12 protein-coding genes are annotated in these 13,623 nt (G+C 55.2%); 7 read left to right on the forward strand and 5 right to left on the reverse strand.

All coding sequences use genetic code 11. From position 1 onward, the window contains the following. Window position 1: 1 nt before the first annotated feature. A complete protein-coding gene (locus RT657_RS06910; protein ID WP_313653677.1) occupies window positions 2–313 on the reverse strand; it encodes a VF530 family protein in 312 nt (103 codons plus the stop codon). 182 nt (window positions 314–495) lie between these two features. Between RT657_RS06910 and RT657_RS06915 the strand changes: the two genes are divergently transcribed. Next, complete coding sequence (locus RT657_RS06915; RefSeq protein ID WP_313653333.1) at window positions 496–1,809, forward strand: MFS transporter; 1,314 nt, start codon at window positions 496–498, stop codon at window positions 1,807–1,809. Between the two features lie 131 nt (window positions 1,810–1,940). Here the strand turns inward: RT657_RS06915 and RT657_RS06920 are convergent, their stop codons facing one another. The 3 genes from RT657_RS06920 to RT657_RS06930 all read right to left on the reverse strand — a co-directional run bounded on the left by RT657_RS06920 (window position 1,941) and on the right by RT657_RS06930 (window position 5,854). Continuing rightward, window positions 1,941–3,407: an aspartate aminotransferase family protein gene (locus RT657_RS06920; RefSeq protein WP_313653334.1), complete on the reverse strand. Its 1,467-nt coding sequence runs from the start codon at window positions 3,405–3,407 to the stop codon at window positions 1,941–1,943. Window positions 3,408–3,421: 14 nt separating this feature from the next. Further along, a complete protein-coding gene (locus tag RT657_RS06925) occupies window positions 3,422–4,804 on the reverse strand; it encodes a diaminobutyrate--2-oxoglutarate transaminase (protein ID WP_313653679.1) in 1,383 nt (460 codons plus the stop codon). A gap of 468 nt (window positions 4,805–5,272) precedes the next feature. Continuing rightward, window positions 5,273–5,854: a TetR/AcrR family transcriptional regulator gene (locus RT657_RS06930; protein ID WP_313653681.1), complete on the reverse strand. Its 582-nt coding sequence runs from the start codon at window positions 5,852–5,854 to the stop codon at window positions 5,273–5,275. A gap of 95 nt (window positions 5,855–5,949) precedes the next feature. Between RT657_RS06930 and RT657_RS06935 the strand changes: the two genes are divergently transcribed. The 3 genes from RT657_RS06935 (at window position 5,950) to cspA (ending at window position 8,781) form a co-directional block, all read left to right on the forward strand. Continuing rightward, window positions 5,950–6,843 (forward strand): ABC transporter six-transmembrane domain-containing protein, encoded by an 894-nt coding sequence (locus RT657_RS06935; RefSeq protein WP_313653336.1) that lies wholly within the window; start codon window positions 5,950–5,952, stop codon window positions 6,841–6,843. A 157-nt stretch (window positions 6,844–7,000) separates the two neighbouring features. Then, a complete protein-coding gene (locus RT657_RS06940) occupies window positions 7,001–8,197 on the forward strand; it encodes an MFS transporter (protein ID WP_313653337.1) in 1,197 nt (398 codons plus the stop codon). 371 nt (window positions 8,198–8,568) lie between these two features. After that, window positions 8,569–8,781: an RNA chaperone/antiterminator CspA gene (gene cspA / locus RT657_RS06945; protein WP_111138446.1), complete on the forward strand. Its 213-nt coding sequence runs from the start codon at window positions 8,569–8,571 to the stop codon at window positions 8,779–8,781. Window positions 8,782–9,091: 310 nt separating this feature from the next. Here cspA and RT657_RS06950 read toward each other — a convergent pair whose 3' ends face one another. Further along, window positions 9,092–9,649, reverse strand: coding sequence for a hypothetical protein (locus tag RT657_RS06950; RefSeq protein WP_313653338.1), 558 nt, complete (start codon window positions 9,647–9,649; stop codon window positions 9,092–9,094). Window positions 9,650–10,195: 546 nt separating this feature from the next. Between RT657_RS06950 and RT657_RS06955 the strand changes: the two genes are divergently transcribed. The 3 genes from RT657_RS06955 to RT657_RS06965 all read left to right on the forward strand — a co-directional run bounded on the left by RT657_RS06955 (window position 10,196) and on the right by RT657_RS06965 (window position 13,566). Next, on the forward strand, window positions 10,196–11,107 hold the full coding sequence (locus tag RT657_RS06955; RefSeq protein WP_313653339.1) for a DMT family transporter: 912 nt from the start codon (window positions 10,196–10,198) through the stop codon (window positions 11,105–11,107). Window positions 11,108–11,248: 141 nt separating this feature from the next. Further along, the gene (locus RT657_RS06960) at window positions 11,249–12,508 is read left to right on the forward strand and encodes an MFS transporter (protein WP_313653340.1); all 1,260 of its coding nucleotides are present in this window, start codon (window positions 11,249–11,251) and stop codon (window positions 12,506–12,508) included. Then, a complete protein-coding gene (locus tag RT657_RS06965) occupies window positions 12,505–13,566 on the forward strand; it encodes a sugar phosphate isomerase/epimerase (protein WP_313653341.1) in 1,062 nt (353 codons plus the stop codon). Before RT657_RS06960 ends, RT657_RS06965 begins: the two co-directional genes overlap by 4 nt. The last annotated feature ends 57 nt before the right edge of the window (window positions 13,567–13,623 follow it).

Consider the following 13,623-nt stretch of genomic DNA (forward strand, 5'->3'; position numbering starts at 1 on the left):
GTTACGCCGGCTTACCGCCGCGCCAGTTACCCCAGGGATCCTCTTCGGCAGGGGTGTCCGCTTTCTCCGCAGAGGCGGTGCGCGGTGCGGTTTTCCCCGATAACGACGCCAGATAGAGCGCTTCAACCTCGGCGCGTGCCCAGGGCGTGCGACGTAAAAACTTCAGACTCGACTTCACGCTGGGGTCGCTCTTAAAGCAGTTGATATTGATCCGTTTTGCCAGCTCCGCCCAGCCATACTGCGCGACCAAACTGTTGATCTGCATCTCCAGCGTAACGCCATGCAAAGGATCCTTTGAGGTGTGTGCGTTCATCATCTGTCCGTCCGGTTCACTTGATGCCGCACATCCTGACGATCGAAACGCCATTGTGCAAGGCACAGAGATGAAAAAGGGGCTTTTATGTGTCCGCAATAACGCAGCGGGCAGGAAGGTGCGCAGGAGGGCCGGGATTATGCTACTCATAAACCGGTGATGTCACTGATAAAGGACCTTTTATGCATGAGCCTGCTGATAACCTGCTGAATGCTGCCCGGCGCAGACGTGCGTTGATGGCCGGTTCCGTGGGTAATTTCATTGAATGGTATGAGTTTGCGGTTTACGGCTTCCTCGCCACCCTCATTGCGCAGAATTTTTTCCGGCTTGAGGGCGAGTCTGCGCTCACCGGGCTTCTGCTGACCTACGCGTCATTCGCCATCGCCTTTTTCTTCCGGCCGCTTGGCGCGATCGTCTTTGGCAGGATAGGCGATCGTATCGGGCGGAAGCCCACACTCATCATTGTGTTGATCATGATGACGCTGGCAACCGCCGCCATTGGTCTGGTGCCCACTTATGCGCAGCTCGGCGTGCTGGCTCCGCTGATCGTGACGGCGCTGCGTATTCTGCAGGGGCTGTTCGCCGGGGGCGAGTATGGCGGTGCGGTCTCTCTGATGACCGAATTTGCGCCGCGCGGCAGGCGGGGCCTTTATGGAGCCTGGCAATCTTTTACCGTGGCGCTGGGGCTGCTGGCCGGAGCCGGTATTGTCGCATTGCTTTCCGTGCTGCTGACCCCGGAACAGATGCTGAGCTGGGGCTGGCGTATTCCTTTCTTTATCGCGTTACCCATGGGCGCGCTGGCGCTCTGGCTGCGGGTACAGATGGAGGAGACGCCGGCCTTTATCCAGCAGCAGGCGCAACCCGTGCTGAAAGTGCAGGCCAGTCTGGGCGACACGCTGAAAACCATCCTGCCTGGCATCTGCCGGCTGATGGTCTGGTCGGCGGCCGGATACACCTGGCTGGTGATTATGCCGACCTATCTGCAGGCCTCACTGCATACCGGCTTTAACCAGGCGCTGCTGATCGCAGTGATCTCAAACCTGGGCTTTGCCTGCACCATTCTTCCCGCCGGAATGCTGAGCGACAGAATAGGGCGCCGGACAGTGATGGTCATGGCGGCGGTGCTGCTGCTGGTGCTCTCGCTGCCGCTGCTTAATGTGCTGCAGTCCCCTGAAACCGGGCTGCTGCTGAAAGCGCTGGTGGTCTTTTTTGCGGGCGGAGTGGTCGGTCTGCTGGCCGGTCCGGGGCCTGCGATGCTGGCGGAGATGTTTCCGACGCAGGTGCGCTACACCGGGCTGGGGCTGGCCTATTCGCTTTCGAATGCGGTCTTCTCCGGCTGCGCCGGATTAATCATCACCGGGCTGATTAAAGAAACCGGCAATCCCGATATTCCCGCCTGGTATGTGATGGCGACGGCGCTGGTAAGCATTGTGGCGCTGATGACGCTGAACCGGGACGATCATCTGCGGCAGCTTGATGAGCCGCCCGGCCGTTAAACAGCGTCGGGACAGGACGGCGTGGCGTTCTCGCCGATACCTATGCCTGACGGGCTAAACCTTTCAGTCCGGAAGATGAAGAATAAAAAAACCAGCCGGGCGGCTGGTTTTTTAAGCGGGTAACAGGGACGTTACACCAGCTGCTGCGTGGTGGTCTCCACCAGCGACAGCAACACTTTGATATCGTCCAGTGTCACCGTCGGGTTCAGCAGGGTCATCTTCAGGCAGGTCACGCCATCGTGCTCGGTCACGCCGACGTTAGCGCGACCCGACTCCAGCAGCGCATCACCAATACGCTGATTAAGCAGGGCGATATCCGCACTGCTCAGATGCGCCAGGTGTGCCGGACGATAGCGGAACAGCACGCTGGCCAGCTGCGGGGTCATCACCAGTTCCAGCGCAGGCTGCTCCTCAACGTACTGAGCCACCTGCTGTGCCAGCGTCACGCCATGATCGATGATTTCGGCATACTGTTTCTGACCCAGGGCTTCCAGGCCCATCCACAGCTTCAGCGCATCAAAACGGCGGGTCGTCTGCAGCGATTTCGATACCAGATTCGGTACGCCCTGTGCTTCATCGAACTCAGAGTTCAGGTAAGCCGCCTGGTAGCGCATCAGCTCATAGTGACGTGCTTCCTTCAGCAGGAATGCACCACAGCTGATGGTCTGGAAGAACTGCTTGTGGAAGTCCAGAGTAATAGAATCCACCTGCTCAATGCCGTCCAGATAGTGGCGATACTTTTCAGAAAGCAGCAGTGCGCCACCCCAGGCTGCATCGACGTGCACCCAGATGTTCTCTTCTGCCGCCAGCGCCGTAATGTCGCGCAGCGGATCGATCGCACCGGCGTCAGTCGTACCCGCCGTAGCCACGATCGCCAGAATGCTTTCGCCATTCGCTTTGGCGGCTGCCAGTTTGTGGCGCAGATCGTCCATATCCATCCGGGCAAAGCGATCGCACTTCACCTGGGTAACAGACTGGTAACCCAGACCAAGCAGCGCCATATTCTTCTGCACGGAGAAGTGCGCGTTTTCTGAACAGAAGACCTTAATCTTCTTCAGATCACCGGTTAAACCATCCTGCTGGACAGAGTGACCCTGACGGGCGAAAAAGGCGTCGCGCGCCAGCATCAGCCCCATCAGATTACTCTGGGTGCCACCGCTGGTGAAGACACCGGCATCACCCGGCTGATAACCGACCTGCGTGCGCAGCCACTCAATCAGCTTCATTTCAATCAGGGTGGCAGAGGGCGCCTGATCCCATGAATCCATGCTCTGGTTAGTGGCGTTGATCAGCACTTCCGCTGCCTGGCTGATCACCAGGCTTGGGCAGTGCAGATGCGCTACGCACTGAGGATGATGCACCGACAGGCTGTCTTTGAGGAAATACTCAATGGCGCGTTCAATCGCGGCCTGATTTCCCAGGCCCTGAGGATTGAAGTCCAGCTGAATACGCTCACGCAGCTCTGCGACGGTTTTTCCCTGATACATTTCAGGTTGTTCCAGCCACTTAACGACGGCCGCACTACTCTGGGCAATCGCCTGCTGGTAGGCCTCGGTGCTCTGTGCTGAGGCCGCCAGAATCGGGTTTAACCGGGACATTGCATTCACTCCACTCAAACTGGTTGTACGCCAGCTGACAGCAGGGCGTTTTCAAATTTATCCATAAACACGTCCAGTTCTGCATCTGTGATCAGCAGGGAAGGCAGCAGACGTAACACGCTGCCGTGACGTCCGCCACGCTCCAGAATCAGGCCGTTCTCAAAACATTTCTTCTGCACCAGCGCAGAGAGGTCGCCATCTGCCGGGAAGCTGCCCATGTGATCAGCAGGCTCGTGAGGCTTGACCATCTCAATGCCGAGCATCAGGCCCAGACCACGCACGTTGCCGATAACCGGATAGCGCTGCTGCAGCTCACGCAGTTTGCCTTTCAGCATTTCGCCCTGCGCCGCAACTTTGTCAGCGATGTTATTGTCTTTCAGCAGTTTCAGCGTGGTCAGGCCGGTCGCCATCGCCAGCTGGTTGCCACGGAACGTGCCGGTGTGATGACCCGGTGACCAGGCATCAAACTCTTTCTTAATACCCAGAACCGCCAGTGGCAGACCACCGCCGACCGCTTTTGACATCACGATGATGTCTGGCTCAATGCCTGCGTGTTCAAAGGCGAAGAACTTACCGGTACGGGCAAAGCCTGCCTGAACTTCGTCGAGGATCAGCAGAATGCCGTGCTCTTTGGTGACTTTACGGATGCGCTGCAGCCACTCAGCCGGGGCCGGGTTGACGCCGCCTTCACCCTGAACGGCTTCCAGAATCACCGCTGCAGGTTTACGTACGCCGCTTTCCACGTCGTTGATCAGGTTATCGAAGTAGTAGGTCAGCGCTTTCACGCCCGCTTCACCACCGAGGCCCAGCGGGCAACGGTATTCGTGCGGGTAAGGCATGAACTGCACTTCCGGCATCATGCCGTCGACGGCTTCTTTCGGTGAAAGGTTGCCTGTCACGGAGAGCGCACCGTGCGTCATGCCGTGGTAACCCCCAGAGAAACTGATGACACCACTACGGCCGGTGACTTTTTTCGCCAGTTTCAGCGCAGCCTCGACCGCGTCCGCGCCTGAAGGTCCTGTGAACTGCAGGCAGTACTCTTTGCCCTGACCCGGTAAGACGGAGAGCAGGTACGCAGAGAACTCATCTTTTAACGGTGTGGTTAAATCCAGAGTATGTAACGGCAAGCCGCTGGTAATGACATGTTGAATGCTCTGCAGAACGTCCGGATGGTTATGACCCAGTGCCAGCGTTCCGGCACCAGCAAGGCAGTCGAGATAGTTATTATTCTCAACGTCGGTGATCCAGACACCCTGTGCCTTCGCGATCGCGAAAGGCAGCTTGCGCGGATAACTTCGAACGTTTGATTCAAATTCAGCCTGACGGGCCAGATAGGTTTCATTGGTGGCGTTTGCGTTTTGAGCATTCAAACTATCAATACGGACTTTATCCGTCATCATATCTCTCCTACAACCGAAACGGTCAAAGCGTCCCAGTTGAATAAATGGAAGTTAAAAAAGGGCCTGTGTTAAAGCGCGGCCAATATAGGGGTTTTTAAGGTCCGACTCAATCATTAATTTTATCGGCGGAAAAGGGATTCTTTGCTATAGGAATCAAACAGTTGTTGAGAATATGACCGCAGGTATTGTATATGCTTTGCAGTCCCGTTTCCAATAAGTGGCGTAAAAACACCAGCTTACCCGGGTCAGGGCGCGTCAGATCAAAGATAATAATCTGTGTAAACAGCTGTTTCTGGAGAAAAGACTATTAAAAAGCGACGGTTTCAGAGAGAAAAATATATGCCGTCTGCACTGATAAAGTCGCATCCACTGGCGTTAAAAACCGCAGATTAATTAAAATAATAAACTTTCTATTAACATTTAATTAAAATCCGCTCAAAATATGAATGCCATTCACCGGATTAATCAGGCTGAGTACAGACACAGATCCACGAAATGGTTCAGATCGGCCAGCGCCTCGCGCACTCTGGTTTCGGAGGCGTTTATTGTCAGCAAATCAGCGTAGCCGTTTAACATGGCGCTGATTTGTCGGGCGGTGCGGGGGATATCATTGCAACGCATATTTCCCTCAGTGACGCCGTCACGGATGATCGTTTCCATTAGCGTCTGCCACAACTGCGTCATCTCGTCAGCCAGTAACGCATAAGATTCATTATGAGCCGCCATCTGCCAGAACGACGAATAGAGCTGCCAGGTGGTATCCGGCGCGCTGGGCAGGTGGCTCTCAAACAGCACATCCAGTCGCTGACGCGGGGTGAGGGGTTTCAGGGAATCCGCAAAGGCTTCAAAATCCACCCGCATAAAGCGATCCAGCGCCGCCAGACAGAGGGACTGCCAGTTACTGAAGTAATGGTAGATATGGCTGCGCGATATGCCGACCGTCTCTGTCAGCTCGCGGGTAGTCACTTTTTCGATCCCTTTTTCAATAAATAACCCGATCGCCGCATCCAGGATTTTTGTTCTTAATGCTTCTGCTGAATCTTTCATCATCACTCTCACATTGACTTTGAGCGACTGCTCAAATAGACTGCTTTTTGTACTTGAGCAACCGCTCAAAATTAATCATAACAGAAACAGAAAAGATGCACTCCCTGAAACCTGTCCTGCCCGTTGCGGCTCCCCGCAGCGCTATTCTGACATTAAAATCGCTGGGCCGTCTGCACAGCCGTAAGCTCATTGTGACGCTGCTGCTGGTGGTGGCAGAGAACGCCATGTACCTGCTTTATCCTCTGCTGGCCGGATTCGCGATCAACGCGATAGTCGCCGGAAAGACCTGGCATGCGGTGCTTTATGCAGTCATGGTGCTCACCATGTGGGCGATCGGTGCAGCGCGACGCAGCGTGGACACCCGCACCTTTGCGCGAATCTATGCTGCGCTTGCGGTGCCGGTGATCGTGACGCAGCGCAGTGAAAACCAGAGTCCATCCACCATTGCTGCGCGGGTGGCGCTGTCACGCGAATTTGTCGACTTTTTCGAGCAGCATCTGCCGGTGCTGATTACCTCACTGGCCTCCATGACCGGGGCGGCAGTGATGCTGCTGGCGATCGAGTTCTGGACCGGCGTGGGCTGTCTGGCGATTCTGCTGTTCTTTGCCTGCTTTCTGCCGGGCTTTACCCGGAAAAACGATCGCCTGTTTGGCCGGTTGAATAACCGGCTGGAGAAAGAAGTGCGTTTTGTCAGCAGCGCCAGCGCCACCTCTCTGGGCCGTCACTATGGCGTCCTGGCCAGTCTGCGCATCCGGCTTTCCGATCGCGAAGCCCTGGGGTATCTGGCTATCGGCAGCGTGGCGGCGCTGATGTTTGCGATCACCATCGCGGCGATGTCCCGTCGTGGCGGCATCGATGCGGGACATATCTACTCGGTAATGACCTATATGTGGATGTTCGCCATGAGCCTGGATGATGGTCCGCGACTGCTGGAGAAATTTTCGCAGCTGAAAGACATTGGCCGCCGGGTAAACACCGGCACCTGCTGACCGCACTGAGCGGGGGCGATGTGTGCGCCAGATCACAAAATGGATTGCTAAGCGCAGCCTGAGTTTTTATAGTCTGCGCGCTGGTGCCGGATGAGAATACGTTTTTACTCTTCTTCCGGCTCACCTGCATTTACCTTCAGGCCATTAGGAATCCATTTTGTTAAGAAAAAATCAGAAAACCGCTGCTGCCGGTTCTGTCGGCTGGGCGTTGCTGGCGCTTGCGCTGGGCGGCTTTGGCATCGGTACGGGCGAGTTCATCATGATGGGCCTGCTGCCGGATGTGTCACGATCGCTGGCGATCACCGAGCCGCAGGCAGGCAACGCCATCGCCGGTTATGCGCTGGGTGTAGTTGTGGGGGCGCCGGTCATTGCGGTGATGGCAGCGCGTATGGCACGAAAAACCCTGCTGCTGATTCTGATGGCGCTCTTCAGCATCGGCAACGTTGCCAGCGCAATGGCCGACAGCTATCACGGCCTGCTCGTGGCGCGTTTTCTGACCGGTCTGCCACATGGCGCTTACTTTGGCGTGGCGTCGCTGGTAGCTGCCTCGCTGGTGCCGGTAGAACGACGGGGCCGCGCGCTGGCATCACTGATGCTGGGACTGACGGTGGCGACGCTTGTCGGTGTGCCGCTGGGCTCGTGGATCGGACAGCTCTTCAGCTGGCATGTCGTCTTCACCTTTGTCGGCGCGATTGGTCTGCTGACCTGCCTGCTGATTGGCCGCTACGTGCCTTACACGCCAGGCGATGCGGATGCGCATCCGCTGCGTGAACTGGGCGCGCTGAAAAATACGCAGGTCCTGCTGACGCTGCTGGTCGGCGCGGTCGGGTTCGGCGGGATGTTCGCCATCTTCAGCTATATCGCACCCACGCTGATTAACATTGCCGGGCTGTCACCTTCGCTGATCCCGTGGGCGATGGTGGCGTTCGGGCTGGGGATGATCATCGGCAATCTGGTCGGCGGTCGTCTGGCCGATGGGTCCGTGCTGAACATCATTGGCTGGACGCTGCTCTGGAACGTGCTGGTAATGCTGGCCTTCCCGGTGCTGGTTCAGCACGTGGCGACCGGACTGCTGGCGACGTTCCTGATCGGTACCTGTTCGGTGCTGCTGCCGTCGCTGCAGATCCGTCTGATGGATGTCGCCAACGACTCCCAGACTCTGGCGGCCGCGATGAACCACTCGGCGCTGAACATCGCTAATGCCATGGGCGCGTATCTGGGGGGCCTGACCGTGTCGTTAGGGTATGGCTGGCTCTCCACCGCCTGGGTGGGCGTGGCGCTGGGCGTCGGCGGGCTGCTGGTGTTTGTGATGACGGCGCGACATGCCGCCCGTCAGCAGGCGCAACTGGCCTGATGGCAGACGCACGCAGCGGCACAGTCTGTCGCTGCGTGCTTACCCTCACTACCTTAGCGTTAAGGCCGTGTTATCGATTTTTCAGTCAGAAAAGTGAGAAGGTCAGATATAACAGGTGGAGCGTTCCGGACGTCTGGATGTTAAGAATAAATTAAAATAATGTTCGCTAATGTAGTTTTTGTATGTTCTTATAGCGTCATCGGTTTGGAACACAGACCTTATCAACGCAGTTTTAGTCAAGCAGTCCTCAGTGCAAGCGATATCTCAAGATACCCTTTCTTTGTGAGTCTCCTCCTAAAATCCTGGTAAGTAACCTTCTGGAAAACAGGCCATCTCTGCCACGTCGTGGCTCATTAATTAAGGAAGTATCGATGTCGAATAAAATGACTGGTTTAGTAAAATGGTTTGATGCGGGTAAAGGCTTCGGTTTTATCTCTCCTCAGGATGGCAGCAAAGATGTTTTTGTTCATTTCTCTGCCATCCAGACCAACGATTATAAAACGCTGGACGAAGGACAGCAGGTCGAATTCACCATTGAAAACGGCGCTAAAGGCCCTTCAGCGGCCAATGTCGTCCCGATGTAAGACATGACCGATCGGGCTTACGATAGCGATGACGGGATCACCCTGAGCAGTTAAGCCTGAAATGGAGAATGACAAAAATCCGCCCTGTGCGGGTTTTTTGCGTTTAGCCTGGGTAAAGGGTGCCCTCAGATTTTGCTAACTGAAAAACAGTCTGATAACATCGCAACGATTAAATGGCGGTGCGCTATTTCGGATGGATTTAATAACATCTGATTTGTGGTAAAAAGATGGGTGCGCACTGATACCGGGTGAAAAAACGATTTCACACCGATCTCTTTAATGTCGATCTAACGATTTCTTATGATAATTATTAAATTATCACAAAGCCGATCTTATTATCTGTGCAATCACAGATTAATTCTTCAGGACAACTACAAAGCTTTATCACTTCATGATGGCCTTGCCAGCTTTCAACGTACTTCTCAATTTTATCAACGCTACGTTGTGTGCAGTTCTTGTGGAACCCAACACACCAAAATGATCGTGTGTCATAGATGCAGCGCTTGATTGCATTTATTTTTTCAATATCTTTTTCGAAGCCATTAATCAATGTCTGAGGGTTTGTTGAGCATTTTAGCTCAATAAAAATAAATGCGTTTTTTCGGGTTTGTTTTTTTCTTATAGCAAAGTCCACGAACATGTTAAGACGATTTTTCATCTTCCGGTTATCCGGAATGGCCTCAACTTCACGGTCGAGAGTGTAGTCCGATAACGAGGAAATATAAAACTCCAGTTCGAGCTGTAGCCATTTCTCCCAATCATTTCTTTTTGTACTGCAAATCATCATCAACTTTTTTCTGATAATTTCGTTGTGCAAAAAATCTTCCAGGATTTTCTTTACGCTCTTAAAGTCAGCATTTAAACTCATCTTTCCCTCTTTTATTAAAGTGATCCCTGTTGATTTATATCGGCAATCGGAATTGATACTTTAATGAAAATTAAAAGGAGGTTGCTGTCATTACTATAATTCCTGCAGTTTATGGACGCGAGAATGGATCGATAAGACACCAGTTAGGATGAGAACAATGCATTATGGATATGTTCTCATGAGAAAACCGTCTCAGCATTGCGACACAAAAACAGTATCTGCTGAGTGGCAGCTATCTGCCGGAAAACTCACTCCCTGACCGCCAGAAGAAACCCGGGATCGTGAGATTCGGATATCAGTTAACACAGCGCAGGCAGGGGGCTCTCCCTGGACTGCTAACGCGCCGGAAGCAGGGCAGAAAGCAGAGTGTACCCGCCGGGTCAGCAAGCCGTGTGCATCTTCATGCCGTGACGCTATGTCAAAAAAAGATAAAATGCCGTCTGCTGTACAATCGCGGCAGATTGCAGCACGGCATTATGCCAGTATGGTGAGTAAGGATGCTGATTCTGCCGCCTATTTTTCCCCAATCAAGAGATAACAAACCTGATGAACGCTTCTGCTGGCATAGCCATGAAGATTACTGCTGCGCTGAGTTCCACGCTGATGCTGGCCTGTGTAAAAGGACTTGATGGCGCAATACCGGTGGGCGAGGTGATATTTTTCCGCTCGGTGCTGGCGCTGGTGCCGCTGTTGATCTGGCTGCGTTTTCAGGGCAGCGTGCTGGACGGGATCCGCACCCGCAATATACGCGGACACTTCGTGCGCGGTCTGGCCGGAACCGGCGGCCTTTACTTCAGTTACCTGTCGCTGCTCTATATCTCCCTGACCGACGCCACCGCCATCAACTATGCGGCGCCACTGTTTACCGTGCTGCTGGCGGCGCTGCTGCTGCGGGAAAAAGTGCGTCATCATCGCTGGGTCGCCGTATTTACCGGTTTCAGCGGCATTCTGGTGATGTTCTCCGGGCACCTCACGCTGACGCGTCAGGCAAACTTCTCGCTGTCGTCGTCGCTGGGGATACTGTTGGCGCTGATGGCGGCGCTCTGCACCGCCTGTGCGCTGGTTCAGATCCGTTTCCTTAACGGAAAAGAGAAGCCGGGCGCTATCGCGTTCTGGTTCGCGGTCACTACGGCCCTGACGTCGCTGGTCACGCTGCCCGGCGGCTGGAAGGTGCCGCACGGCAATCAGCTGGCGCTGTTGATAGGATGCGGGTTGCTGGGCGGTATCACCCAAATCCTGATGACCCTTAGCCTGCGCTATGCCGAAGCCTCATTACTCGCCCCATTCGATTACACCACGCTCATCTGGTCAGTGGCGGTGGGGTATCTGCTGCTGGGTAATCTGCCAACCTCAACCACACTCATCGGAGCGATGCTGGTAGTGACTGGCGGCCTCTATTCAGTGTTGTATGAACGCTACCGGTTTCGTAAAGCGCAGGCCGTTAACGTCACAACCTGAAGCCTGAGCAGAACAACGCGTGCAAAAGGATTAATTACTCACGGTTAATAATTTGTGAGCGCGGCAGAAGAAACTCAGGCTGTAATCGATTACTTTGCAAGCAGTCATAAAAGTAATCGATTACTTATTCGTGAGGTTCCTATGATTGCGACGGTGCAGCAGAATACAGGCCAGCAGGTGCAGCATAAGCTGCTGGTGCCGCGTCTCTCTCTGATGATGTTCATGCAGTTTTTTATCTGGGGGAGCTGGTCGGTAACGCTGGGGCTGGTCATGACCCGCCATAATATGTCATTGCTGATTGGCGATGCGTTCTCGGCAGGGCCCATCGCCTCAATTCTCTCGCCGTTTGTGCTGGGCATGCTGGTGGACCGTTTTTTTCCTTCGCAGAAAGTGATGGCGGTGATGAATCTCGCGGGCGCGGCGATCCTCTGGTTTGTGCCGCAGGCGCTGATCGCAGAGAACGGCGCGCGGCTTATTGCTCTGCTGTTTGGCTATACGCTCTGTTTTATGCCGACGCTGGCGCTATCAAATAACATCGCCTTTCACAGCCTCACCAGCAGTGAGACGCGTTTTCCCATCGTCCGGGTTTTCGGCACCCTTGGCTGGATCGTGGCAGGGATTTTTATTGGCGTCACCGGCGTGGCTGACAGCGTCGCGGTCTTTCAGCTGGCGGCAATCTGCTCGGTGCTGCTGGCAATCTACAGCCTGACGCTGCCGCATACCCCGGCACCCGCCAGAGGATTACCGCTGAAGGTCCGCGATCTCTTCTGTGCGGATGCGTTTGCGCTGCTGCGTCTGCGTCATTTTATGGTCTTTGCACTGTGCGCCACGCTGATCTCTATTCCGCTCGGCACCTATTATGCGTTTACAGCTTCGTGGCTGGCGGATGCCGGGATCCGGGAGGTAAGTACGCTGATGTCGCTGGGTCAGATGTCAGAGATTGTTTTCATGCTGATTATCCCGCTGCTGTTTCGCCGCCTGGGAGTAAAAATCATGCTGCTGATCGGTATGGCCGCCTGGTTCGTTCGTTACGCCCTGTTTGCGCTGGGTATGAGCGATGAGACGCGCACACTGATCTACCTCGGTATTCTGCTGCATGGCATCTGCTATGACTTCTTCTTTGTGGTGGGATTTATCTACACCGACAGAATCGCCGGAGAGAAAGTAAAAGGGCAGGCGCAGAGCATGGTGGTGATGTTTACCTACGGCCTGGGCATGCTGCTGGGGTCGCAGATTTCGGGTGCGCTCTATAACCATCTGGTTGCCGGTCACGCCAGCGCGCAGAGCTGGGCAATATTCTGGTGGATACCCGCCGTTGCCGCCGCGCTGATCGCCATTATTTTCTTCTTTTCGTTTACCTATCGCGAACCGGCGATGGAAAATCAGAGGAGCCGTCAATGAAAACCGTTAAAGGACCAGGCATCTTCCTGTCGCAGTTTATCGGCGAGCGGCCGCCGTTCAATACGCTGGCGGGGCTGGCGGAGTGGGCCGCCGGGCTGGGCTATCAGGCGCTGCAGATTCCCTGTCATCAGCCCGCTATTTTTGACCTCGAACGGGCGGCGGTCAGCCAGACTTACTGCGATGAGATACGCGGTATACTGGCGGGGTTCGGGCTGGAGATCAGCGAGCTTTCGACGCACCTTGAGGGACAACTCATGGCGGTGAATCCCGCCTACGATCTCGCGTTTGACAACTTTGCGCCAGAGGCGCTGCGTGGCGATCCTGCCCGGCGCACCGACTGGGCCGTTGCCACGCTGAAACGTGCGGCGGCGGCCTCTGAAAAACTCGGTCTGCGCGCCCATGCCACCTTCTCCGGCTCGCTGGCGTGGCCCTGGTTTTATCCCTGGCCGCCGCACCACGAGGCCCTGTTTGATGAAGCGTTTACTGAACTGGCGCGGCGCTGGCGGCCGGTACTGGAGACCTTTGACCAGCATGGCATCGATCTCTGCTACGAACTGCATCCCGGCGAAGACCTGCATGACGGCGTCACGTTTGAACGCTTTCTCCAGGCGGTGGATCAGCATCCACGCTGCCATATCCTGTATGACCCCAGCCATCTCTTTCTGCAACATATCGACTATCTGCAGTTTATCGATCTCTATCACCCGCACATCAGAGCCTTTCACGTTAAGGATGCCGAGTATCAACGCAACGGGCGCAGCGGCGTGTATGGCGGCTATCAGCCGTGGCTCTCGCGCGCCGGACGCTTCCGTTCGCCAGGTGATGGTCAGATCGACTTCGGCAGTATCTTCAGCAGGCTGGCGCAGTACGAATTTAGCGGCTGGGCCGTGCTGGAGTGGGAGTGCTGCCTGAAGGAGGGGGAGACAGGCGCGCGTGAGGGGGCGCTGTTTATCCGTAACCACATCATTCCGGTGTCTGACAGGGGATTTGATGATTTTGCCTCAGCCGGAAACGCCTCATCGGTCCGGCAGCAGTTAGGTCTGGATCGCGACGTCTGAGGCGCTGGCCCGGCCCCTGCGGATGGGCCGGTATTGCACGGGTTAAACACGAGGATC

Origin of the sequence: Pantoea sp. (genome assembly GCF_032114055.1) — a bacterium.
Lineage (GTDB): Bacteria > Pseudomonadota > Gammaproteobacteria > Enterobacterales > Enterobacteriaceae > Pantoea.

Coding starts and splice junctions, on each gene's coding strand:
- RT657_RS06910 (WP_313653677.1), bottom strand. CDS start 313: ATGAACGCACACACCTCAAAGGATCCTTTGCATGGCGTTACGCTGGAG.
- RT657_RS06915 (WP_313653333.1), top strand. CDS start 496: ATGCATGAGCCTGCTGATAACCTGCTGAATGCTGCCCGGCGCAGACGT.
- RT657_RS06920 (WP_313653334.1), bottom strand. CDS start 3,407: ATGTCCCGGTTAAACCCGATTCTGGCGGCCTCAGCACAGAGCACCGAG.
- RT657_RS06925 (WP_313653679.1), bottom strand. CDS start 4,804: ATGACGGATAAAGTCCGTATTGATAGTTTGAATGCTCAAAACGCAAAC.
- RT657_RS06930 (WP_313653681.1), bottom strand. CDS start 5,854: ATGAAAGATTCAGCAGAAGCATTAAGAACAAAAATCCTGGATGCGGCG.
- RT657_RS06935 (WP_313653336.1), top strand. CDS start 5,950: ATGCACTCCCTGAAACCTGTCCTGCCCGTTGCGGCTCCCCGCAGCGCT.
- cspA (WP_111138446.1), top strand. CDS start 8,569: ATGTCGAATAAAATGACTGGTTTAGTAAAATGGTTTGATGCGGGTAAA.
- RT657_RS06950 (WP_313653338.1), bottom strand. CDS start 9,649: ATGAGTTTAAATGCTGACTTTAAGAGCGTAAAGAAAATCCTGGAAGAT.
- RT657_RS06955 (WP_313653339.1), top strand. CDS start 10,196: ATGAACGCTTCTGCTGGCATAGCCATGAAGATTACTGCTGCGCTGAGT.
- RT657_RS06960 (WP_313653340.1), top strand. CDS start 11,249: ATGATTGCGACGGTGCAGCAGAATACAGGCCAGCAGGTGCAGCATAAG.
- RT657_RS06965 (WP_313653341.1), top strand. CDS start 12,505: ATGAAAACCGTTAAAGGACCAGGCATCTTCCTGTCGCAGTTTATCGGC.